Source organism: Aquamicrobium soli (assembly GCF_042646345.1).
In the GTDB taxonomy this organism is placed as follows: Bacteria; Pseudomonadota; Alphaproteobacteria; order Rhizobiales; family Rhizobiaceae; genus Mesorhizobium; species Mesorhizobium soli_A.
Window position 1 is genome coordinate 176132 of the sequence record NZ_JBHRTK010000015.1, and the last position, 20864, is coordinate 196995.

At 65.2% G+C, this 20864-nt stretch carries 21 protein-coding genes; 11 read left to right on the forward strand and 10 right to left on the reverse strand.

Features of this window, described 5'->3' with window-relative positions; all coding sequences use genetic code 11:
- Positions 1 to 7 precede the first annotated feature (7 nt).
- Positions 8 to 361, forward strand: a complete 354-nt coding sequence (locus tag ACFOHJ_RS16345) for a VOC family protein (protein ID WP_378222340.1) — start codon at positions 8 to 10, stop codon at positions 359 to 361.
- 6 nt (positions 362 to 367) lie between these two features.
- Here ACFOHJ_RS16345 and ACFOHJ_RS16350 read toward each other — a convergent pair whose 3' ends face one another.
- The gene (locus ACFOHJ_RS16350) at positions 368 to 1021 is read right to left on the reverse strand and encodes a hypothetical protein (protein ID WP_378222261.1); all 654 of its coding nucleotides are present in this window, start codon (positions 1019 to 1021) and stop codon (positions 368 to 370) included.
- Complete coding sequence (locus ACFOHJ_RS16355; RefSeq protein WP_378222263.1) at positions 1018 to 1317, reverse strand: DUF3572 domain-containing protein; 300 nt, start codon at positions 1315 to 1317, stop codon at positions 1018 to 1020. The genes ACFOHJ_RS16350 and ACFOHJ_RS16355 overlap by 4 nt, the downstream gene beginning before the upstream one ends.
- Before the next feature lie 250 nt (positions 1318 to 1567).
- Here ACFOHJ_RS16355 and ACFOHJ_RS16360 point away from each other — a divergent pair, with 250 nt between their 5' ends.
- On the forward strand, positions 1568 to 1924 hold the full coding sequence (locus ACFOHJ_RS16360; RefSeq protein WP_378222342.1) for a response regulator: 357 nt from the start codon (positions 1568 to 1570) through the stop codon (positions 1922 to 1924).
- Positions 1925 to 1957: 33 nt separating this feature from the next.
- Positions 1958 to 3331: a PleD family two-component system response regulator gene (locus ACFOHJ_RS16365; RefSeq protein WP_378222265.1), complete on the forward strand. Its 1374-nt coding sequence runs from the start codon at positions 1958 to 1960 to the stop codon at positions 3329 to 3331.
- 577 nt (positions 3332 to 3908) lie between these two features.
- On the opposite strand, the gene rpmG is transcribed toward ACFOHJ_RS16365, so the two are convergent.
- Positions 3909 to 4076 carry a 50S ribosomal protein L33 gene (gene rpmG, locus ACFOHJ_RS16370; protein ID WP_006201775.1) on the reverse strand — a complete coding sequence of 56 codons (168 nt, stop codon included), beginning with the start codon at positions 4074 to 4076 and terminating at the stop codon, positions 3909 to 3911.
- Positions 4077 to 4243: 167 nt separating this feature from the next.
- On the reverse strand, positions 4244 to 6136 hold the full coding sequence (locus ACFOHJ_RS16375) for an LTA synthase family protein (protein ID WP_378222343.1): 1893 nt from the start codon (positions 6134 to 6136) through the stop codon (positions 4244 to 4246).
- A gap of 297 nt (positions 6137 to 6433) precedes the next feature.
- On the opposite strand from ACFOHJ_RS16375, the gene fabD reads away from it, so the two are divergent.
- From fabD to gmk, 7 genes are all read left to right on the forward strand, one after another.
- Entirely contained in the window at positions 6434 to 7375 is a 942-nt protein-coding gene (gene fabD / locus ACFOHJ_RS16380; protein ID WP_378222276.1) for an ACP S-malonyltransferase, read from the forward strand.
- Between the two features lie 55 nt (positions 7376 to 7430).
- Positions 7431 to 8168, forward strand: a complete 738-nt coding sequence (gene fabG / locus ACFOHJ_RS16385; RefSeq protein ID WP_378222278.1) for a 3-oxoacyl-[acyl-carrier-protein] reductase — start codon at positions 7431 to 7433, stop codon at positions 8166 to 8168.
- Between the two features lie 188 nt (positions 8169 to 8356).
- The gene (locus ACFOHJ_RS16390) at positions 8357 to 8593 is read left to right on the forward strand and encodes an acyl carrier protein (protein ID WP_378222279.1); all 237 of its coding nucleotides are present in this window, start codon (positions 8357 to 8359) and stop codon (positions 8591 to 8593) included.
- 28 nt (positions 8594 to 8621) lie between these two features.
- Positions 8622 to 9884 (forward strand): beta-ketoacyl-ACP synthase II, encoded by a 1263-nt coding sequence (gene fabF / locus ACFOHJ_RS16395; RefSeq protein ID WP_378222281.1) that lies wholly within the window; start codon positions 8622 to 8624, stop codon positions 9882 to 9884.
- Positions 9885 to 9992: 108 nt separating this feature from the next.
- A complete protein-coding gene (mltG, locus tag ACFOHJ_RS16400; RefSeq protein ID WP_378222282.1) occupies positions 9993 to 11171 on the forward strand; it encodes an endolytic transglycosylase MltG in 1179 nt (392 codons plus the stop codon).
- Between the two features lie 21 nt (positions 11172 to 11192).
- The gene (locus ACFOHJ_RS16405; protein WP_378222284.1) at positions 11193 to 12083 is read left to right on the forward strand and encodes a YicC/YloC family endoribonuclease; all 891 of its coding nucleotides are present in this window, start codon (positions 11193 to 11195) and stop codon (positions 12081 to 12083) included.
- A gap of 3 nt (positions 12084 to 12086) precedes the next feature.
- Complete coding sequence (gene gmk / locus ACFOHJ_RS16410) at positions 12087 to 12743, forward strand: guanylate kinase (protein WP_378222286.1); 657 nt, start codon at positions 12087 to 12089, stop codon at positions 12741 to 12743.
- Between the two features lie 30 nt (positions 12744 to 12773).
- Here gmk and ACFOHJ_RS16415 read toward each other — a convergent pair whose 3' ends face one another.
- From ACFOHJ_RS16415 to ACFOHJ_RS16440, 6 genes are all read right to left on the reverse strand, one after another.
- Positions 12774 to 13559, reverse strand: a complete 786-nt coding sequence (locus ACFOHJ_RS16415) for a TSUP family transporter (RefSeq protein ID WP_378222287.1) — start codon at positions 13557 to 13559, stop codon at positions 12774 to 12776.
- Between the two features lie 97 nt (positions 13560 to 13656).
- Positions 13657 to 15411: an ABC transporter ATP-binding protein gene (locus ACFOHJ_RS16420; protein WP_378222289.1), complete on the reverse strand. Its 1755-nt coding sequence runs from the start codon at positions 15409 to 15411 to the stop codon at positions 13657 to 13659.
- The gene (locus ACFOHJ_RS16425) at positions 15408 to 16232 is read right to left on the reverse strand and encodes an ABC transporter permease (RefSeq protein ID WP_378222291.1); all 825 of its coding nucleotides are present in this window, start codon (positions 16230 to 16232) and stop codon (positions 15408 to 15410) included. The genes ACFOHJ_RS16420 and ACFOHJ_RS16425 overlap by 4 nt, the downstream gene beginning before the upstream one ends.
- Positions 16229 to 17176, reverse strand: coding sequence for an ABC transporter permease (locus tag ACFOHJ_RS16430; protein ID WP_378222292.1), 948 nt, complete (start codon positions 17174 to 17176; stop codon positions 16229 to 16231). The genes ACFOHJ_RS16425 and ACFOHJ_RS16430 overlap by 4 nt, the downstream gene beginning before the upstream one ends.
- A 142-nt stretch (positions 17177 to 17318) precedes the next feature.
- Positions 17319 to 18797 carry an ABC transporter substrate-binding protein gene (locus ACFOHJ_RS16435; protein WP_378222294.1) on the reverse strand — a complete coding sequence of 493 codons (1479 nt, stop codon included), beginning with the start codon at positions 18795 to 18797 and terminating at the stop codon, positions 17319 to 17321.
- A 123-nt stretch (positions 18798 to 18920) separates the two neighbouring features.
- Entirely contained in the window at positions 18921 to 20198 is a 1278-nt protein-coding gene (locus ACFOHJ_RS16440; RefSeq protein WP_378222296.1) for an acetylornithine deacetylase/succinyl-diaminopimelate desuccinylase family protein, read from the reverse strand.
- Positions 20199 to 20409: 211 nt separating this feature from the next.
- Between ACFOHJ_RS16440 and ACFOHJ_RS16445 the strand changes: the two genes are divergently transcribed.
- Complete coding sequence (locus ACFOHJ_RS16445; RefSeq protein WP_378222297.1) at positions 20410 to 20838, forward strand: L,D-transpeptidase; 429 nt, start codon at positions 20410 to 20412, stop codon at positions 20836 to 20838.
- The last annotated feature ends 26 nt before the right edge of the window (positions 20839 to 20864 follow it).

Below are 20864 nucleotides of genomic sequence, written 5' to 3' on the forward strand. Positions count from 1 at the left end.
TGTGGATATGGGTGTTCTGCGCATCGTCCCCAACATAGCGGGGGCCGACCTGGAGCAGGCGAAGGCGTTCTATCGGGAGGTTTTCGACCTCGATATCGCGATGGACCTCGGCTGGATCGTCACTTTCGCCTCCGATGCCGGCATGCGGCCCCAGATCAGCGTCGCCAGCGAAGGCGGTTCGGGGACGCCGGTGCCGGATGTCTCGATCGAGGTGGAGGACGTCGACCAGACGTTTAGGCGCGCCGCCGATGCCGGACACGAAATCCTGTACGGCGTCGCCGACGAGCCCTGGGGCGTACGCCGCTTCTACATGCGCGACCCGTTCGGCAAGGTGCTGAACGTGCTTTCGCACGCCGGCTAGCCGAGGTCAGATGCTGAGGGCCTTGACGATCTTCGGCAGCGCGTCGTCCCAGTCCTCGACCACGGTAATGTCGTCCGGGATCGGCGGCAGGAAGTCGCGCAGTGAATTGTCCGCCATCAGGTGGAACAGATGGGCATCGGCAACCGACTCGCGCGCCGACAGAAGGTTGGCGGGCTGGTCGTCGACGAAGGCGACCGGGCGGCGGGTGGCGCCGCGCAGCTTGGCCACGGCCGGCCCCTTGGCCATCTCCGTCGTCAGCAGCGGGTAGGCGAGGCCGAGCGCGTCGAGATGCGCGCGGCGCGCCGCGCGATGACGGTGGAACATCGCCGTCAGCAGCACGATCTCGGCATGCCGGCCGATCTCGGCCAGCGCGTCGGCGGCGCCGATGGTGACGCTCTGCCACTCGGCCTGGGCGTCGAAGAATTCATCGAGCAGCGCCGTCACCTCCGCCTGCTCGACCAGCCTGCCGGTCGCCGTCTCGGCGACGTTGCCGGTCAGGTGGAACGATTTCAGCGTCAACTGGAGGCCGCGCTTCTCGAGGAAGTTCGGGAAGGGGCGGATGAATTCCAGCACCACGTCATCGACATCGAGCACCAGCAAGGGGCGGTCGTCGTGCGCCAGTTCCTCGATCTGGCGCGCTGTTTCGGGATCGTCGCTCATGTGGAAGCCTCGTAAGTGTCGTTGCCGGTGGGAAGGGCCCGCAGCGCGGCGCCGACGGCGGCCGGCGGCGTGCCGGTTTCCTCGGCAAAGCGCAGGAGCGTCGGCTCGTGGGCAAGGATGAACTGCAGCACGCCGGCCAGGAAGCCGGGTTCGCGCGCGGCCTGGCGGATGGCGCCGGCTTCGATGCCGGTGATGGCGAGGAAACGAGGCAAAAGCTCGGGGTCGCCGGCAATGAAGCCGAGCGCGCCGATGGCCAGCGCCTCGGCATTCTCGCGTGTCGACGTTTGCTCGGCCATTGCTGCCTTCTGCCTTGAACTCCCGGATTGCGACCCCGAAGTAATGCTTTGGGACGGCGGCGGCAAGCCGTCGGCCCGACAACTGTGCCGAACGGGCGGAACCGGGCGGTTTTCGACCCTCGGGTTACCGTTTCGTCAAGGATATCGGTGTAGGGTAGCCCTCGGGTTTGGCGCGTTCGCGAAGGAACGCACGGCTGCAGCGGCCAGCTACGGACGCTGCCCGGACGGGAGCGATATGTCAAAAAAGGTCATGATCGTCGAGGATAACGAGCTCAACATGAAGCTCTTTCGCGACCTCATCGAGGCCAGCGGTTATGAAACGGTGCGCACGCGCGACGGGCTGGAGGCGCTGGAACTCGCCCGCCGCCACAAGCCGGATCTCATCCTCATGGATATCCAGTTGCCGGAGGTTTCCGGCCTGGAGGTGACGAAATGGCTGAAGGAGGACGACGAACTGCACGTCATCCCCGTCATCGCCGTTACCGCCTTCGCCATGAAGGGGGACGAGGAGCGCATCCGGCAGGGCGGGTGCGAAGCCTACATTTCCAAGCCGATCTCGGTGCCGCGCTTCATCGAGACCATCAAGTCCTATCTGGGCGATGCCTGATGGTCACCAGGTCCTGCCCCGGAGTTCGCTGACATGACTGCTCGCATCCTGGTCGTCGATGACATCCCGGCCAATGTGAAACTGCTCGAAGTCCGGCTGCTGGCCGAATATTTCGAGGTGCTGACCGCCACCAACGGGCCGGACGCCATCGACACCTGCGAGAACGGCAAGGTCGACGTGGTGCTGCTCGACGTGATGATGCCGGGAATGGACGGCTTCGAGGTCTGCCGGCGCCTGAAGAGCGATCCGGTGACCTCGCATATCCCGGTGGTGATGATCACCGCGCTCGACCAGGTCGCCGACAGGGTGCGCGGCCTGGAGGCCGGGGCCGACGATTTTCTCACCAAGCCGGTCAACGACCTGCAACTGATGACGCGCGTGAAAAGCCTGGTGCGGCTGAAGTCGCTGACCGACGAGTTGCGGCTGCGCGCCTCCACCACGCGCAACATCGGGATCGAGGAACTGCTGAACCGGACCTTCACGCCGGCCGACACCACGCCGAAGGTGCTTTTGGTGGACGAGCGCAAGTCGTCCTTTGAGCGTATCCAGAAAATGCTGCGCGGCAGTGTCGAGCTCGACGTGTCTACTGACCCGCATACGGCGGTGTTCCAGGCTGCCGAGGCGCCTTACGACTGCGTCATCATCTCGACGGGCTTCGACGAGTTCGATCCGCTCAGGCTGTGCTCGCAACTGCGCTCGCTCGACCGTACCCGCTTCCTGCCCATCATCCTGCTTGCCGAGGCGAGCGAGGACCAGCGCATCATCCGCGGCCTTGAACTCGGCATCAACGATTATCTCGTGCGGCCGGTCGATCCGCACGAACTGACGGCGCGGCTGCGCACGCAGGTGCGGCGCAAGCGCTACAACGACCAGCTTCGCGCCAGCGTCACCCAGACCATCGAAATGGCGGTAACCGATGGCCTGACCGGCCTGCACAACCGCCGCTACCTCGACAGCCACCTGCAGACGCTGTTCGAGCGCGCGGTGGCGCGCCGCCGGCCGCTGTCGATGATGATCACCGACCTCGACCGCTTCAAGGCGATCAACGACACGCACGGCCACGACGGCGGCGACGACGTGCTGCGCGAATTCGCGCAGCGCCTGCGCAAGAACGTGCGCGGCATCGACCTCGCCTGCCGGTTCGGCGGCGAGGAATTCGTCGTGGTGATGCCGGATACCGACGGTTTCGTGGCGGAGAAGGTGGCGGAGCGCATCCGCGCCGAGATCGCGCGCGAGCCGTTCGCGATCGGCCATGACGGCAAGGCGATCGAGGTTACGGTCAGCGTCGGGGTTTCCTCGCTACTGAAGGGCCCGGACACCGTCGAAGCGATGATGAAGCGGGCGGACCTTGCCCTCTACGAGGCCAAGAGCGGGGGCCGCAACCGGGTGGTCGCCAAGGCGGCCTGAACGCTTCGCTGCTGCCCGGCCTGTCAAGCGCGTAAGGTTAGCGATTTACCTTAACCCAAGCGATTCGGCCGCCGTGGTTAAGAAAGTGTTGATTTATATAAGCCTTTGCGCAAATGTCATTCCAGAGCATGTCTCCCTGGAGTGAAAGCGGTTTTCGCGACAGGGTGGGCGTCCGAAAGCAGCATCAAGGCGCGCCGCACGCGCAATAGCGGATTGGCGGCGCAAGAAGATCATGTGCTTCAGGGACGCGCCACGGATGCTCCGATACGTTGATTGGGCATTGGAAGGATCCGGGGAGTTTCCTCGGACCAACGCTCCAAAACGTCCACCGGCCAGTTGCCGGGACGTTTCCAGCATACCCCATGATGCTCAGGTCCGCCGCATCTCCTGGGTCCGTGGGGTCGGTCGGCCGGCACTGGCATATAGTGGCCTCCTCGTACCGCTGCCAAACGCCGGCCGACCCCCAATTTCCAGAACCGTTGCGATCGAGAGTGGCCCACAGGGCATGACCCCTGGGTGGCGCGCCAAATAAAAACGCCGCCCGGAGGCGGCGTTCAGACATTCCGGCGTGACCGGATTACTTGATCTTGGTTTCCTTGAACTCGACGTGCTTCTTGGCGACCGGGTCGTACTTGCGGAAGGACAGCTTGTCCGTCTTGGTGCGGCTGTTCTTGCTGGTCACGTAGAAGAAGCCGGTGTCGGCGGTCGACAGGAGCTTGATCTTGATGTTTGCGGCTTTGGCCATGATATTCGTCCGTTTTTGTCGTGGGGTTCGCGCCGCTTGAGCACGGGAAAACACCCGGACGCGGGAAACTTGGCGCGACACATAAAGGAGACGCCTGGAAAGTCAAGTCCGCAGCCGGCGCCGGATCGGTCTAATCCGGCATTCGGCCGCGGAATCGGGCGTTCCGGTCAGCTCGTATGGGCGACGAGCTTGTTGATCGTCTCCGGGAAGAAGCTCGGGGCGGCGCGGCGCTTGCCGAACATCATGTCGTACTGCAGGAAGCGAAAGTCGCGGATCGCCGGATCGATTTCCTTGGCGCGCGCCCAGTCGGGCGTCGCCTCGCCGGAAGTCGACAGGAGCAGGCTGCGGTCGACCACCCGGTAGCGCTCGTTCAGCTCGCCCAGGAAGCCGGTGTAGTAGGGATGCGTGATGCCGGCCGCCGTCAGCACGTGGTAGGGCAGGAACGCAGGGCTGATCGCGCCCATGTCCTTCACCGGGCCGGTCTTGTTGGACCAGACGACGAGCGGCGTCTCGCGATGCTCCAGCATCTTTTCCGGCGCTTCCTTGCGCGGCGCGACGTTGTTCTTCAGGAAGCCCGTCTCGACATAGACCGGCCCCAGCGGCGGCAAGTGGTCGCCGAAGAAGGCGATGACCGTCGGCCGTTCGCGCTGCCTGGCCCAGTCGAGCAGCCGCTGGAGGCCATGGTCGGCGTCGGCGGCGCCTTCGGCATAGCTTTGCAGCGAATCGCGCGCCCACTGGCTGGTCGGGGCGTCCACCGTGTGTTTCGCGTCCGGGTAGCGCTGCGGTTCGTAGGGGCCGTGGTTCTGCAGGCTGACCACGAAGAAGAAGAACGGATCGCTGGTCTCGTCCGCCTCGCGGATGACTTCGTCGGTCATCGCCGCGTCGGAGGCGAGCGGGCCGCGCTTCTGCATCGGCGGCATGTTTTCTTCCGAGCGGAAGCTGTCGAAACCGAAATCGGCGTAGACCGGCGTGCGGTTCCAGAACCAGTTCGTGCCGGGGTGGATGGCGCGCGTCTCATAGCCTTCGTTCTTCAGGAACGTCGCCATCGAGGGGATCGGCGCGCGCACATATTGCTGGTAGGGGATGCTGCCGGCCGGCAGGAAGGCGTTGGAGAAGCCGGTCAGCGCCTCGAACTCGACATTGGCGGTCATGCCGCCGAACTCGGGCGAGAATACCGAGCCGGAACGCAGGTCGCGCACCGTGGGGATGGGGTCCGGCTTGATGGAAACGCCGGGCAGCACGGTCGGGTCCCAGAACGATTCGCTCATCACGACGATGATGTCGGGCTTTTCCGGCGGGAGGGAGGTGGTGACGGTCGGCTTCTTGATCGCAGCGATCGCGTTTTCGGAATAGCCCTTCGGCGCGGTGACGTGCGCCATCGGCACGTTGAGTGCGAACGCCAGCGCAAAGCCGTTGGAATTGTAGTTTTCCTTCTGGTCCCACATCATCGGGATGATCTGCAACCGATCGCGCGTCCACGAGAAGCTCGCGTAGTCCATCAGGGAAACGAAGAAGGCGAGCAGCGGCAGGGTCAGCACCAGCCGGGCGAGACGCCCCTTGTAGGTCAGTGCCGGCGCAAGGCGCCGCCACAGGCGCCAGCCATAGACCAGCAGCGCGGCCGCAAGGACGATGCCGACGACCAGGGCGATGCCGGTCATCGGGCGCTCGCGCACCAGAAGCGGCATCAATTCGATGATCTGGCGGGCGTAGAGGAAGTCCGTCGGGTAGAGCGGGTCGCCGAGATAAAGCGACTTCTGGTGACCGACGAAGGCAAGCCCCAGCGTCAGCGGCGCGACGAACATCAGGCTCTGGTGCCTGCGGCCGAAAACGGCGTCGAGCCCGATCATGATCAGCGCGAACAGGATGATCGTGGTCCAGCCGGGCTTGAAGGGCTGCGAGAAGAAATTGGTCGTAGCGGCGAGGTCGCCGCGAAAGATGAGCTCGATGGCGAACACGAGGACGGCCGCACTCACCAGCGAGACGAGCCCGTAGCCGGCCACATGCCAAGCTGCGCCGGCGCGGCCGACCGGTCGCCTTGCCTTGCCAAACTGATCCGGCACCTCGCGGGCGGTGCCTGCGATACTCTTCACCACTCGAACTTCCCCGGTCTGCGCAGGCCAGGGCCTGCAGTCATGGAACTGTCATCGGAATGTCATGTTGAATTATCGCGTGTGGCGAAAATAGGAAGAGCCGGCGAACGAATCGTGTGCGGTTTTAACCAGGAGTGATCGGCAAAAACCGTCTAAAACCCGAAGCTTGGCCTCGCTCATGCCGGGTTCCGGCGCGTCGGATGACTTGACTTGAACTGGCGGCTTGCGCAACAGCAGGCGGGAAGAAGTTACGCTGGAGCACAGGACATGGCCGTCGCATTCACTTTTCCGGGGCAGGGCAGCCAGGCCGTCGGCATGGGCAAGGACCTGGCCGAGGCTTTTCCCGAGGCGCGCAGGGTGTTCGAGGAAGTCGACGAGGCGCTCGGCGAGAAGCTGTCGACGCTGATCTGGGAAGGGCCGGAAGAAACGCTGACGCTGACGGCCAATGCGCAGCCGGCGCTGATGGCGGTGTCGCTGGCGGCGGTAAGGGCGCTGGAAGCGCGGGGCTTTTCGCTGAAGGACAAGGTGGCCTATGTCGCCGGGCATTCGCTCGGCGAATATTCGGCCTTGGCCGCAGCTGGCTTCGTCTCCGTCGCCGACGCGGCGCGCCTGCTGCGCATTCGCGGCAACGCCATGCAGGCGGCGGTGCCGGCGGGCGAGGGCGCCATGGCGGCCATCATCGGCCTGGAGCAGGCGGACGTGGAGGCTGCCTGTGCCGAAGCGGCGGCCGGGTCGGTCTGCCAGGTCGCCAATGACAATGGCGGCGGGCAACTGGTGATCTCCGGGGCGAAGGCCGCCGTCGAGCGCGCCGCCAAGCTGTGCACGGAAAAAGGCGCCAAACGCGCGCTGATGCTGCAGGTGTCGGCCCCCTTCCATTCGGCGCTGATGTTGCCGGCGGCCGAGGCGATGCGCGAGGCGCTGGCCAAGGTAGAGCGGCACGCGCCGGCCGTTCCGGTGGTCGCCAACGTCTCGGTGAAGCCGTCGAGCGACGTCGAGGAGATCACGCGCCAACTCGTCGAGCAGGTCACCGGCCGGGTGCGCTGGCGCGAAACCGTCGACTGGTTCGGCGGCAATGGCGTTTCCACGCTTTATGAGGTAGGCGCCGGCAAGGTCCTGTCCGGCCTGGCGCGGCGCATCAACCGCGACATCGCCACCGCCAACATCGGTACGCCGGCCGAGATCGAGGCCGCGCTGGCGGCGTTGTCGTAAGAAAGCTATTTTGAACGCTCCCTGCCGAAGGGAGTGCTCCAACAAGGAGAAAAAGATGTTCGATCTGACCGGCCGCAAGGCGCTTGTCACCGGCGCATCGGGGGGAATAGGCGAGGCGATCGCGCGGATATTGCACGCGCAGGGGGCCGTCGTCGGCCTGCACGGCACGCGGGTCGAGAAACTCGAGGGGCTGGCGGGCGAATTGGGCGACAGGGTCAAGCTGTTTCCCGCGAATCTGTCCAACCGCGACGAAGTCAAGGCGCTCGGCCAGAAGGCGGAAGCCGAACTGGAAGGCGTCGACATCCTCGTCAACAATGCCGGCATCACCAAGGACGGGCTGTTCGTGCGCATGTCGGACGCCGACTGGGATGCGGTCATCGAGGTCAACCTGACCGCCGTCTTCCGCCTTACCCGCGAGCTCACCCATCCGATGATGCGCCGCCGGCATGGCCGCATCATCAACATCAGTTCCGTCGTCGGCGTCACCGGCAATCCCGGGCAGGCGAACTATTGCGCCTCCAAGGCCGGCATGATCGGCTTTTCCAAGTCGCTGGCGCAGGAAATCGCCACCCGCGGCATCACCGTCAACTGCGTGGCGCCGGGCTTCATCGAATCGGCGATGACCGACAAGCTCAACGACAAGCAGAAAGAGGCGATCATGGCCGCGATCCCGACGCGGCGCATGGGCACCAGCGCCGAAGTCGCCTCGGCCGTGGCCTATCTGGCCTCCGACGAGGCCGGCTATGTCACGGGGCAGACGCTGCACGTGAACGGCGGCATGGCGATGATCTGAGGGATGGGGAAAATCCCCATTTCGCGTTGGACCCCGGCCGATTCTCGTGTATGCGGGCCCAGACCCCGGCGGTTGGGGATATGACCGTCCTGTTGCCGTCGTGTTTTCGGCAGGACCATCTTTCAGCTTGATTAGCGGCATTGCGACCGCTAACGAAGACAGACAAACATGAAGACGAGGATGCCCACATGAGTGACACCGCAGAGCGCGTCAAGAAGATCGTTATCGAGCACCTCGGCGTCGATGCCGAGAAGGTAACGGACCAGGCGAGCTTCATCGACGATCTGGGCGCGGACAGCCTCGACACGGTCGAACTGGTCATGGCTTTCGAGGAAGAATTCGGCGTCGAGATTCCCGATGACGCGGCCGAGACGATCCTGACCGTCGGCGACGCCGTGAAGTTCATCGACAAGGCTTCGGCCTAAACTACGCTTCTGACAGGAAGGACCTGCGATGAGGCGCGTCGTCGTCACAGGCCTCGGTCTGGTTTCGCCCTTCGGAATGGGCTTCGAGCACGGGTGGAAGGAACTGCTGAGCGGCCGTAGCGCCGCCAAGCGTGTCACCGAGTTCGAGGTGGACGATCTGGCTTGCCAGATCGCTCACGTCATTCCGCGCGGCGACGGTAGCAACGGCACCTTCAATCCCGAGGCCGTGCTCGAGCCGAAGGAACTGCGCAAGATCGGCGACTTCATCCTGTACGGGATCGCGGCCGCCGACGAAGCGTTGAAGGATTCCGGCTGGGAACCGAAGAGCGAGGCCGAGCGCTGCGCCACCGGCGTCATGATCGGCTCCGGCATCGGCGGTCTGGAAGGCATCGCGGAAAACGCGATCATCCTGAAGGAACGCGGACCGCGCCGCATCAGCCCGTTCTTCATCCCCGGCAACATCATCAATCTCGTTTCCGGCCAGGTTTCCATCCGCCATGGGCTGAAAGGCCCCAATCATGCGGTGGTGACGGCCTGTTCCACCGGGGCGCACGCCATCGGCGACGCCGCGCGGCTGATCATGTTCGGCGACGCCGACGTGATGCTGGCCGGTGGCGCCGAATCGCCGGTAACGCGCCTGTCGCTGGCCGGCTTCGCCGCCTGCCGGGCGCTTTCGACCGACCGCAACGACACGCCCGAGAAGGCTTCGCGCCCCTATGACCGCGACCGCGACGGTTTCGTCATGGGCGAGGGCGCCGGCGTGGTGGTGCTCGAGGAACTGGAGCACGCCAAGGCGCGCGGTGCCAGGATCTATGCCGAGGTGACGGGCTATGGCCTGACGGGTGACGCCTACCACATCACGGCTCCGGCCGAAGACGGCGACGGCGCCTTCCGCTGTATGACGGCGGCGCTGAAGCGCGCGAACCTGAAGCCGGCCGATCTCGATTACATCAACGCCCACGGCACCTCGACCATGGCCGACACGATCGAGCTCGGCGCGGTCGAGCGCCTCGTCGGCGATGCCGCTTCGAAGGTTTCGATGTCGTCGACCAAGTCGTCCATCGGCCACCTTCTGGGGGCCGCGGGCGCCGCGGAAGCGATCTTTTCCATTCTGGCCATTCGCGACAACATCGCGCCGGCGACGATCAATCTGGAGAATCCCGAACGGGAGACGGAAATCGACCTCGTGCCGGTCACGCCGCGCGCGCGCAAGATCGACGTGGCGTTGTCCAATTCCTTCGGCTTCGGCGGCACCAACGCGTCGCTTGTTTTCCAACGCTTCAACGGCTGACCGGGCGGGCCTCCGCCCACGGCCGTGATCGACCGTTCCGGCAATTTTGCCATATTCGCCTCTACTGTTCCGGCATGGATTCGTCGCGAGATCAAACGATAGACCCTCATGAGCAATACGCCGGATAATCCTGGAGAATTCGCCCCGCGCGCAGCAGCGTCCGGGCCTATCATCCCCAAGACGGCGAACGAGGCGCTGCGGCCGGAAGCCGGCACGCCGCCGCCGAAGCGTTCGCGCGCCTCGCGCAGCCAGTTTGTCGTGTTCCTGAACTTCCTTGTTTCGCTGATCATGCTGGTCGTGCTCGGCGCCGGCATCGGGGTCTATTTCGGCCGCGAGGCCTTTCTCGAGCCCGGGCCGTCGGCTGCCGGCGACACCTTCCTGGTCAAGCCGAAAATGGGCGTGGCCGACATCGCCGACCAGTTGGAGCGGCGCAACCTGATCAGCGACGCACGGATCTTCCGCCTCGGCGTGCGCGCCTACGGCAACGAGACGGCGCTGAAGGCCGGAGAGTACGAGATCAAGCCGCAGGCCTCGATGCGCGACATCATGGAACTGCTGAAGAGCGGCAAGTCGGTCCTTTATTCGCTGACCATCCCCGAGGGGCTGACGGTGGAACAGGCGTGGCAGCGCATCTCCGAACAGGAAGCGCTGACCGGCGACATGCCGGCGACGATGCCGCCGGAGGGCAGCCTCGCCACCGACACGCTACGCTTCACGCGCGGTGCGACCCGCCAGCAGATGGTCGACAAGCTGCTGGCCGACCAGAAGCAACTGGTCGAGGACGTATGGCAGCGCCGCTCGCCCGACCTGCCGCTGGCCAATATCGAGGAATTCGTGACGCTGGCTTCCATCGTCGAGAAGGAAACCGGCCGGGGCGACGAACGCTCGCGGGTGGCGGCCGTGTTCCTGAACCGGCTGGCCAAGGGCATGCGCCTGCAGTCCGACCCGACCATCATCTACGGCCTTTTCGGCGGCAAGGGAAAGCCAGCCGACCGGCCGATCTACCAGTCGGACATCGCCAAGCAGACGCCGTACAACACCTACCTGATCAACGGCCTGCCGCCGACGCCGATCGCCAATCCCGGCCGTGCCGCGCTCGAGGCCGTCGCCAATCCGTCGAAGACCAAGGATCTGTATTTCGTGGCCGACGGCACCGGCGGCCATGTATTCGCCTCCACGCTGGAAGAGCACAACGAAAACGTCGCCCGTTACCGGAAGTGGCAGAAGCAGCAGGCAGCAGAGGCGGCGAAGGCTTCCGAAAACGCCGGTGAGAGCACCGAGCAGTAAAGCCGCTGGGGGGCGGGGCGTATGAGCGTTCAGAGTATGACCGGGTTTGCCCGCTCCACCGCCCAGCACGAGGGCGCGGTGCTGGCGTGGGAGGTCAAGTCCGTCAACGGCAAGAGCACCGAACTTCGACTGCGCGTGCCGCAGGGGTTCGAGCGGTTGGAGCCGGTGGTCCGACAGACCGTGCAGAAGCGGTTTTCGCGCGGAAATTTCCAGGCGGCGCTGACGGTTAGCCGCGTCGCCGCGGCGCCGGTTCAGCCCGTCATCAACGAGGCATTCCTGAAGGATATCGCCGGCCTCGCCAAGCGGCTGGAGGAGCAGTTCGGCGTGGCGCCGGCCACCGCCGACGGCATCCTGGCGCTGCGCGGCGTGCTCGACATGCCGGAAGCGGTCGAGACCAGCGAGACGCGAGATGAGCTCGATGCGGCGATCCTTGCGACCCTCGACGAAGCGCTGTCCGGGCTGGAGGCGGCGCGCCGGGCGGAGGGCGAGGCGTTGCGCACGCTGCTTGGCGGCCATCTCGACGCCATCGAGGCGCTGACGCTTCGGGCCGAGGCCGACCCTTCACGCGAACCGGCCGCGATCCGCGAGAGGATCGCCGGGCAGGTGCGCCTGTTGCTTGATGCCGCCGCCAACCTCGACGAGGCGCGCCTGCACCAGGAAGCCGCATTCCTCGCCACCAAGGCCGACATCCGCGAGGAGATCGACCGGCTAAAGACGCATGTGGCGTCGGCCCGCGCGCTCCTGTCGGGCGGTGGAGCCGTCGGCCGCAAGCTGGATTTCCTGGCACAGGAATTTAACCGCGAATCCAATACGCTTTGTTCGAAGTCGAATGCGGCGACGGTGACGGCCATCGGGCTGGAACTGAAGGCCGTCGTCGACCAGTTTCGCGAACAAGTCCAGAACCTGGAGTAACCGATGGTTGCCAAAGATGCCGGGTCCCGCATCCGCCGCCGGGGGCTGATGCTCGTGCTGTCGTCTCCCTCCGGGGCCGGCAAGTCGACTATCGCCAGGAATCTGATCGAAACCGATCCGGGGTTCGAACTGTCGGTCAGCGTGACGACGCGGCCGCGCCGTGGCAGCGAGATCGACGGCATCCACTATCACTTCCGCACGCAGCGGGAGTTCGACATCATGCGCGACAATGACGAGTTGCTGGAATGGGCCGAGGTGCACGGCAACTTCTACGCCACACCGCGCGAGGCGGCCGAGAAGGCGATGGCCGAGGGGCGCGACATGCTGTTCGACATCGACTGGCAGGGCGCCAAGCAGCTCAAGGAGAAGATGCGCGGCGACATCGTCTCGATCTTCATCCTGCCGCCGTCGATGAAGGAACTGAAGGCACGCCTGAAGCGGCGCGCCGAAGACCAGGAAGCTGCCATCGAGACGCGGTTGAAGAATGCGCGCACCGAGATCGAGCACTGGACGGAATATGATTTCGTCGTCGTCAACGACGATCTCGACCGGGCCTTCAGCCAGGTGAAGGCCATCGTCGTCGCCGAGCGGCTACGGCGAGATCGCCGTCCAGGCCTGTTCGACTTCGTCTCCGGCCTGCTCGATGAAAATCTAGAGTAGCCGTTTCTGATCAGTGGTTTAAGCTGATTCTCAGACGTTTAGAATTAAGCGCAGCGGATTGGCCGGGTCGGCCAGGAGTTTAGCGGCCAGCGCCACGCACACGACGACCAGAAGCGGCTTGATCAGCCGGGCTCCGTTGCGGATGGCGAGCCAGGCGCCGGTGCGCGCGCCGAGGAACTGCGCCACCCCCATCAACAGCCCGATTTTCCAGGAAATGGCGCCCACCACCACGAACACGGCGAAACTGCCGGCGTTGGAGGAAAAGTTCAGCAGCTTGGTGTGGGCCGTCGCCTTCAGGACGCCGTAGCCTGCAAGCGCGACATAGGCGAGCATGTAGAAGGAACCGGCGCCGGGCCCGAAGATGCCGTCGTAAAAGCCGATGGCGGGAACGAGCAGCAGGGCGAACAGGAACGGCGACAGTCGGTGTGCGCGGTCGACGTCGCCCATGCTGGGCTTGATGGCGAAATAGAGCGCGATGGCGACCAGCACGATGGGGAGCGCCGCGCTGAGGATGTCTGCCGGCACGACCGTCGCCACCACTGCCCCGAGCGCTCCGCCGGCAAATGCCATCAGCGCGGAAGGCAGCTGCCGGCGCGGGTCGACATGGCCTTTCGAGGCGTAGGCATGAGTCGCCGAACCCGACCCGAACAGGCCCTGCAACTTGTTCGTGCCCAGCGCCTCGACCGGCGGCAGCCCGGCCAGAAGCAGGGCCGGAACCGTGATCAGCCCGCCGCCGCCGGCAATGGAATCGACAAAGCCGCCGGCGAAGCCGGCGAGCGCCAGCATGGCAACGGTTTCGGCGGTGAGATCAAGCATGGCGGGCGGGAAATCCGGAGGGTATCACGCGTTCGATCACAGGCGCCTGCCTTATGCAAGGCCAATCGCAGGCGCCGCGGGCCGGAGTCCAACCGCGTCAGCCTTGCTCGCGCAGGCGTTTGGCGATGGCACGGTGGAGATCGGGGGCGGCGCTGACCAGCGCCTGCGCGGCCGGCGATTGCGGGTGCTCGAGCACGTCCGCGGTCTTCCCCCGCTCCACGATCCGACCTTCGTGCATTACCATCACCTCGTCGGTGATAGCGCGCGCGACCGTGAGGTCGTGGGTGATGAACAGATAGGCGATGCCCAGCCGCCCATTGAGGTCCGCGAACAGGTCGAGAATCTGTGCCCGGATCGAGACGTCGAGCGCCGACACCGGCTCGTCGGCGATGACCAGTTTCGGGCGGGTGATGATAGCGCGCGCGATCGACAGCCGCTGGCGCTGGCCGCCCGAGAACTGATGCGCGTATTTCTCCATGTCCGACGACGACAGGCCAACCTCGTGCAGGGCCTGTGCGACGGCCTCGCGGCGCTCAGCCGGCGAAGGCTTTTTCTCCAGCACGTGCAGCGGCTCCGCCACCAGCCGCTCGGCCTTCAGGCGCGGGTCGAAGGAGCCGTAGGGGTCCTGGAACACGACCTGCATGTTGCGGCGCGCGGACTTCAGGTCTGCCTCGCTGCGGTTGGTGATCGTTTCGCCGAGAAAGCCGATTTCACCGGAGGTCGGCTTGTCGAGGGCGAGAATAAGGCGCGCCAGCGTCGACTTTCCGCAGCCTGAGCGCCCGACCAGCGCGACCGACTGGCCGGCCTGCATGGAAAAGGAAACGTCGTCGACGGCGCGGGCAGGGGCCTCGCGGCCGAACAGGGAGGTGCGGCGGCCAGGATACAGGCGCGATACGGATTGGACGGAGAGGAGGGGGGAGGCGTCTTCTGTGGAAGCAGAGCGGCCGTGGATATGTTCACCCCCACCCCTAGCCCCTCCCCACAAGGGGGCGGGGGACGCGGGGAGCGCTTCATTCCCCTCCCCCTTGTGGGGAGGGGGCGGGGGTGGGGAGAGTACCGCCGCTGTCCTCTCTTGCCTTCGTGCCGGCACATGCATCGAGGCTTGGGCCAGTTGGCGCGTATAGGGGTGGAGCTGTTCGGAAAGCACGCGGGCGGTGTCGCCGGCTTCCATCACTTCGCCGTGGCGAAGGATGGTGATGCGGTCGGCCATCTCGGTGACGACGGCGAGGTCGTGCGAGATCAGCAGCAGGCCCATGCGGCTTTCCGTCACGAGATCGCGCAGCAGATCGAGGATCTGCGCCTGCAACACCACGTCGAGCGCCGTCGTCGGCTCGTCGGCGATCAACAGCTTCGGCTTCAGCGCGCAGGCGATGGCGATGACGACGCGCTGGCGCTGGCCGCCCGAAAGTTCGTGCGGATAGCGCGTCAGCGGGAATTTTTGCGGCGGCAGGCCGACGCGGTCGAGGATTTGTGCCGCCCGTTCTTCAGCTTCCGCACGGCTCGCCCGCGTATGCCAGCGGATGCCCTCGGCGACCTGTTCTCCGATGGTTTTTACCGGGTTGAGCGCCGTCATCGGCTCCTGGAACACCATGCCGATATCGTCGCCGCGCAAGGCGCACATCCTGTCTTCGCCGGCCTTGAGGATATCTACGCCCTCGAACATCACGTGCCCTTTGGCCCTCGCGGCATGCGGCAAAAGTTGCATTACCGTCAGCGCGGTCATCGACTTTCCGGAGCCGGATTCGCCCACGAGGCCCATGACCTCGCCCGGCGCCACGCTCAGGCTGACCTTGTCGAGGATCGCGGCGTCGCCGATCGCCAGCGACAGGTTTTCGATGTCGAGCAGGTTCATGCGCGCCGCCTTGATTTGGGGTCGAGGACGTCGGCAAGCCCGTCGCCGAGAAGATTCAGCCCGAGCACGGTGACGACGATGGCCATGCCGGGGAAGATCGCCATCCACGGCGCGATGACCATGCGGGTCTGCGCCTCGAACAGCATGCGGCCCCAGCTCGGCATCGGCGGCTGCGCGCCGAGGCCGAGATAGGACAGGCCGGCTTCCGCCAGGATGCCCAGCGCGAACTGGATGGTGCCCTGCACCAGAAGCAGCGTGGCGATGTTGGGCAGGATGTGTTCCAGCGTGATCTGCGCGCTGCCCTTGCCGGCGGCGCGGGCGGCGAGGATGAACTCGCGTGGCCAGATGGCGAGCCCGCCGGCGCGCGCCACGCGGGCGAAGACGGGAATGTTGAAGATGCCGATGGCGATGATGGCATTGACCGCGCCGGGCCCGAAGATGGCGGTGATCATGATCGCCGAAAGCAAGGCGGGAAAGGCGAAGACGAGGTCGTTCAGCCGCATCAGCACCTCGTCGACGAAGTTGCCCCGCGCCGCGGCCCAAAGGCCGAGCGGAACGCCGATGCCCATGCCGATGCCGACCGCCACCAGCGCCACCGCGATGGAGTTGCGGGCGCCAATCATGATCATGGACAGGATATCGCGGCCGAAATGGTCGGTGCCGAACCAGTGTGCCAGCGAGGGCGCCTGCGTCTTGTCGGAAATGACCAGCCTGGTCACGTCATAGGGCGTCCACGCATAGGAGGCGAGCGCCATCGCCGCCACGGCCAGCGTGATAAGGAAGCCGGTGAGGAAGGACCGGTTGGAAAAAGCCGCGCTCATGACCGCCCCCGCAAGCGCGGGTCGACGATCGCATAGGAGAGATCGACCAGGAGGTTGACGACGATGACGCTGGCGACCAGCAGCATCACCACGCTTTCGACCACGATCAGGTCGCGCTGGGTGATGGCCTGGAACACCAGCCGGCCGAGGCCGGGCAGGTAGAACACGTTCTCGATGATGATGGTGCCGGCAAGCAGGAAGGAAAATTGCAGGCCCATGATGGTCACCACCGGGATCATCGCGTTACGCAGCGCATGGCGCCACAACACGGCGCGGCGCGGCATGCCCTTGGCGCGGGCGGTGCGGATATAATCCTCGGAAAGCACCTCGACCAGCGCCGAGCGCGCCACGCGCGCCAGGATCGCCGCCTGCGGCAGGGCGAGCGCGATCGCCGGCAGGAGCAGCGCCTTCAGCCCGGGCCACAGGCCTGCCCCCCAACCGGGAAAGCCGCCGGCCGGCACCAGTTTCAGCCACACGGCGAACAGGTAGATCAGCATCAGCGCGAACCAGAAGTTCGGAATGGCGACGCCGAGCTGGGCTGCCCCCATCGAGATCGTGTCGCCGGCCTGGCCGCGCCGGCTCGCCGAATAGAGCCCGACCGGAAGGGCGATGGCGGTGGCGAGAAACAGCGCCATCAACGCCAGCGGCAGCGAGACGATCGTGCGCTCGGCTACGAGGTCGATGACGGGCACCGAATAGGTATAGGAGCGACCGAAATCGAGCGCCAGCAGTCCGCCTGCCCAGTGGAGGTAGCGAATGAGGACGGGCGCGTTGAGGCCCATCTGGTCGCGCAACAGGTCCACCTGTTCCGCGCTGGCGTTCATGCCGAGCATCAGCCGTGCCGGGTCGCCCGGAACGATTTCCAGCACCGCGAAAACGATGATGGAAGCCAGCACCAGCGTGGCGGCGGCGACGGCAAGGCGCTTTGCGAGATAGGCCGTCATAGAGCTTGCCCCTCACCCTTACCCTCTCCCCGTGAAGAACGGGGAGAGGGGGGCGTCGACGTCACCGCTTGTCCCTTCTCCCCGTTCTTCACGGGGAGAAGGTGCCGGCAGGCGGATGAGGGGTGACCGGTTGGCGCAAGGGCTACTCCGACCACTTCACCTTGGTCAGGTCGTTGGCCTGGATCGGGGCGTTTTGCCAGAATCCTTCCAGCCTGGCGTCCCAGACGCCGACCTTCGGCAATTCGAACAGGAAGCCGACGACCGCGTCATCCGCGAGAATCATTTGCGCCTTGCCCAGCAACTCGTCGCGCTTGGCCTCGTCCGAGGTCAGGTTCAGTTCCTCGATCACCTTGTCGAAGGCCGGGTTGTCGTAGTTGAAGTAATAATCCTTGCGCGAATAGATATCGATGTCGCTCGGCTCGGTGTGCGACACGATGGTCAGGTCGTAGTCTTTCCGGGTGAAGACCTGGTCGAGCCATTGCGCCCACTCGACGGGAATGATCTCCAGGTTGATGCCGACGTCGCGCAGTTCCGACGCGACGATCTCGCCGCCGAGACGCGCATAGTCGGGCGGCGGCAGCTTAAGCGTCGCCTTGATGCCGTTCTCGAAGCCGGCCTCCTTCAGCAGTTCCTTCGCCTTGGCGGGATCGTGCGGATATTCACCGGTGAGATCGACATAGGCCTTGTTGGACGGCGACATATGCGAGCCGATCGGGACACCCAGGCCGCCGGTCGCGCCGTCGATGATCGCCTTGCGGTCGAGCGCATAGGAGATCGCCTGCCGCACCTTGAGATTGTCGAAGGGCGGTTTCTTGTTGTTGATGGCGAGGATGGTTTCGCCTTCGGTCGAGCCGATAACGACTTTCAGGTTCGGGTTATCCTTCACCTGCGCCACCGCGTCGGGCGGGAAGAACGGGAACGCCTGCACGTCGCCCGACAGCAGCGCCGGCACCTGCGCTGCGGCATCGGGAATGATGCGGAACTCGGCCTTGTCGAGGAACACCGGGTCGCCCCAGTAGCCGTCCGATTTCACCAGCGTGATCGAGGAGCCCTTCGCCCAGTTCTGGAACTTGAACGGCCCGGTCCCGATCGGCTTTTCCTTGTTGGTGTCGGCCGATTCGGGCGCCACGATCACCGCATCGCCCCAGCCCATGTTGTAGAGGAAGGACCCTTGCGGGTGCTTGAGCGTCACCTTGACGGTGGCGGGGTCGACGACCTCGACGGTGTCGATGGCCGAGAACAGGCCCTTCTGGGCATTGACGGAATTGTCGGCGCGGGCGCGGTCGAGCGAGAATTTCACGTCGTTGGCGTCGAAATCGGTGCCGTCGTGGAATTTGACGCCGGTATGCAGCTTGAACGTGTAGACCTTGCCGTCGTCGGAAACCGTCCAGCTTTCGGCGAGGTCGGGCAGCACTTCGCCATTGGGGCCGATGCGGGTCAGGCCCTCGAACACGTTGGCGTAGACCACTTCGTCGATGGCCGCGGCGGCGCCCGCGGTCGGGTCGAGATGCGGCGGCTCCAGTACGACGCCGAGGACGAGGTCGGTACGGGCGGCCATGGCGGCGGCGCTCGAAGCGAGGGCCAGCACCGATGCCGCGACCAGGGTTTTCCAAATTCTCATGACTGCCTCCCGAAATCCGGCCGGTGCTTCAAATCCCGGGCGGATAGAAGCGTGAAAACGACATCGAGTAAATCGACTTTCTGGCAATCGGCGCCGCCATGCAGCGGAAACGGCGGCTCTCCGTCACTCCCGGCCGCCCCGCAGCAGGATGTTGAGGCCGATGGCCATCACCTTGGCCGATTGCAACATGTCGGCGATGCCGACCCATTCGTCGGGGCGGTGGGCGAGGTCGAGAATGCCGGGGCCGTAGGCGATGCAATCGTACAAATGGCCGATGCGGGCGATATGCTTCTGGTCGTAGGTGCCGGGAGAAATGACGTAATCCGGCTCGCGGTCGAAGATTTCCATGATGCCTCGCGCCACGGCCTTGACCACGGGCGCGTCGCGCTCGGTCATGGTCGGCTGCACTTCCATCAGGTCGCGGATTTCATAGCGGAATTTAGGCCGCTTGCGGGCCAGCCGGTCAAGGATGCCGGTCACTTCCCGCTTCACGTCCTCGATCTTTTCTTCCAGCAGGAAGCGGCGGTCGATGGTCAGCCGGCAGCGGTCCGGCACGTTGGGCGAGGGCAGGCCGGGGCGGAAATCCTCGGTCTGGCCGCCATGGATCGAATTGATGTTCATTGTCGAGCGCCGCGCGCCCTCGGGCACCACGGGCATGGTGGTCCGCTTCCGGTCCAGCGCCGGGAAAAGCTCGTCCTCGAAGGCTTGCAGCACCGCGCCCATGTGGCGCACGGCATTGTCGCCGAGAAACGGCATGGAGCCGTGGGCGATCTCACCGCCGGTCTCGATCTCGGCCCACCAGACGCCGCGATGGCCGAGGCAGATGCGGTCCTTGTTGAGCGGTTCGGGAATGATGACGTGATCGACCCGGGGCTGCGAGAAATAGCCGAGCTTCGCCAGATGGGCGACGCCGCCGAAGCCGCCGGATTCCTCGTCTACCGTTCCCGATATTTCGATGGCGCCGGGAAAGTCGGGATAGGCCTCCATGAAGGCCTCGACGGCGATGACGGAGGCGGCGAGCCCGCCCTTCATGTCGCAGGCGCCGCGGCCGTAGACACGCCCGTCCTTCACCACGCCGGCAAAGGGATCGACGCTCCAGCCTTCGCCGGCCTCGACCACGTCGATATGCGAGTTGAAATGGACGCAGGGACCGGGCGAGCGCCCGTCGAAACGGGCCACGACATTGACGCGCGGATAGCGCTCGCTGTCGCCCGGAACGCCTTCGGCGCGGATGAACTCGATTTCGAAGCCCCGCCGCTTCAGCCGCTCGCCGAGATATTCGGCGCAGGGGCGATAGGCTTCGCCGGGCGGATTGGCGGTGGGAAAGCGGATCAGATCGACCGTCAGTCCGACCAGATCGTCCACGCGCTTGTCGATCAGTTCCAGCAGTTTTTGCGTCATGCCTGATTTGAGGGCCAAGCGGCAAGCATTGCAAGCCTGTCGCGTCGCCATCCCGGAATGGCTGCCGCCGGCCTCACCCTGGAATCGTTCAAATTTTACGGGCCGGGGTGGCCAGTTTTTCAAGTCTTGCGTGTATCACGGACAAACCCGTTCCAAAAATTGAAAAGGAATGGGAAAGTGAGCAGGCAGGGAAAACGAGGGGTTTGATCTCATGAGGAAGACCATGCTCATGGCGGCCATGCTGGCGGGGCTTTGCCTCGGTGCGCCACAGGCCGACGCGGCGAGCCTCGTCGCGCGCATCGATGTCGGATCGCAGACGATGACCGTATCCAGGCAGGGCCAGGTTCTCTACCGGTGGAAGGTATCGACGGCACGCAACGGCTATGTGACGCCGCGCGGCACCTACCGGCCGCAACGGCTGCACCGCATGTGGTACTCGCGCAAATACGAGATGTCGCCGATGCCGTGGTCGGTCTTCTACCATGGCGGCTATGCCATCCACGGCACCAATGCGGTGAGGCGGCTGGGCACGCCGGCTTCCCACGGGTGCGTGCGGCTTCACACCGCCAACGCGGCCAAATTCTACGCACTGGTCAAGGAAGTCGGGCCGGCGAACACCAGGATCGTCGTCACCAACTGATTTTTTGCGCAAGCGGCCGGCTGCGG

Coding starts and splice junctions, on each gene's coding strand:
- ACFOHJ_RS16345 (WP_378222340.1), top strand. CDS start 8: ATGGGTGTTCTGCGCATCGTCCCCAACATAGCGGGGGCCGACCTGGAG.
- ACFOHJ_RS16350 (WP_378222261.1), bottom strand. CDS start 1,021: ATGAGCGACGATCCCGAAACAGCGCGCCAGATCGAGGAACTGGCGCAC.
- ACFOHJ_RS16355 (WP_378222263.1), bottom strand. CDS start 1,317: ATGGCCGAGCAAACGTCGACACGCGAGAATGCCGAGGCGCTGGCCATC.
- ACFOHJ_RS16360 (WP_378222342.1), top strand. CDS start 1,568: ATGATCGTCGAGGATAACGAGCTCAACATGAAGCTCTTTCGCGACCTC.
- ACFOHJ_RS16365 (WP_378222265.1), top strand. CDS start 1,958: ATGACTGCTCGCATCCTGGTCGTCGATGACATCCCGGCCAATGTGAAA.
- rpmG (WP_006201775.1), bottom strand. CDS start 4,076: ATGGCCAAAGCCGCAAACATCAAGATCAAGCTCCTGTCGACCGCCGAC.
- fabD (WP_378222276.1), top strand. CDS start 6,434: ATGGCCGTCGCATTCACTTTTCCGGGGCAGGGCAGCCAGGCCGTCGGC.
- fabG (WP_378222278.1), top strand. CDS start 7,431: ATGTTCGATCTGACCGGCCGCAAGGCGCTTGTCACCGGCGCATCGGGG.
- ACFOHJ_RS16390 (WP_378222279.1), top strand. CDS start 8,357: ATGAGTGACACCGCAGAGCGCGTCAAGAAGATCGTTATCGAGCACCTC.
- fabF (WP_378222281.1), top strand. CDS start 8,622: ATGAGGCGCGTCGTCGTCACAGGCCTCGGTCTGGTTTCGCCCTTCGGA.
- mltG (WP_378222282.1), top strand. CDS start 9,993: ATGAGCAATACGCCGGATAATCCTGGAGAATTCGCCCCGCGCGCAGCA.
- ACFOHJ_RS16405 (WP_378222284.1), top strand. CDS start 11,193: ATGAGCGTTCAGAGTATGACCGGGTTTGCCCGCTCCACCGCCCAGCAC.
- gmk (WP_378222286.1), top strand. CDS start 12,087: ATGGTTGCCAAAGATGCCGGGTCCCGCATCCGCCGCCGGGGGCTGATG.
- ACFOHJ_RS16415 (WP_378222287.1), bottom strand. CDS start 13,559: ATGCTTGATCTCACCGCCGAAACCGTTGCCATGCTGGCGCTCGCCGGC.
- ACFOHJ_RS16420 (WP_378222289.1), bottom strand. CDS start 15,411: ATGAACCTGCTCGACATCGAAAACCTGTCGCTGGCGATCGGCGACGCC.
- ACFOHJ_RS16425 (WP_378222291.1), bottom strand. CDS start 16,232: ATGAGCGCGGCTTTTTCCAACCGGTCCTTCCTCACCGGCTTCCTTATC.
- ACFOHJ_RS16430 (WP_378222292.1), bottom strand. CDS start 17,176: ATGACGGCCTATCTCGCAAAGCGCCTTGCCGTCGCCGCCGCCACGCTG.
- ACFOHJ_RS16435 (WP_378222294.1), bottom strand. CDS start 18,797: ATGAGAATTTGGAAAACCCTGGTCGCGGCATCGGTGCTGGCCCTCGCT.
- ACFOHJ_RS16440 (WP_378222296.1), bottom strand. CDS start 20,198: ATGACGCAAAAACTGCTGGAACTGATCGACAAGCGCGTGGACGATCTG.
- ACFOHJ_RS16445 (WP_378222297.1), top strand. CDS start 20,410: ATGAGGAAGACCATGCTCATGGCGGCCATGCTGGCGGGGCTTTGCCTC.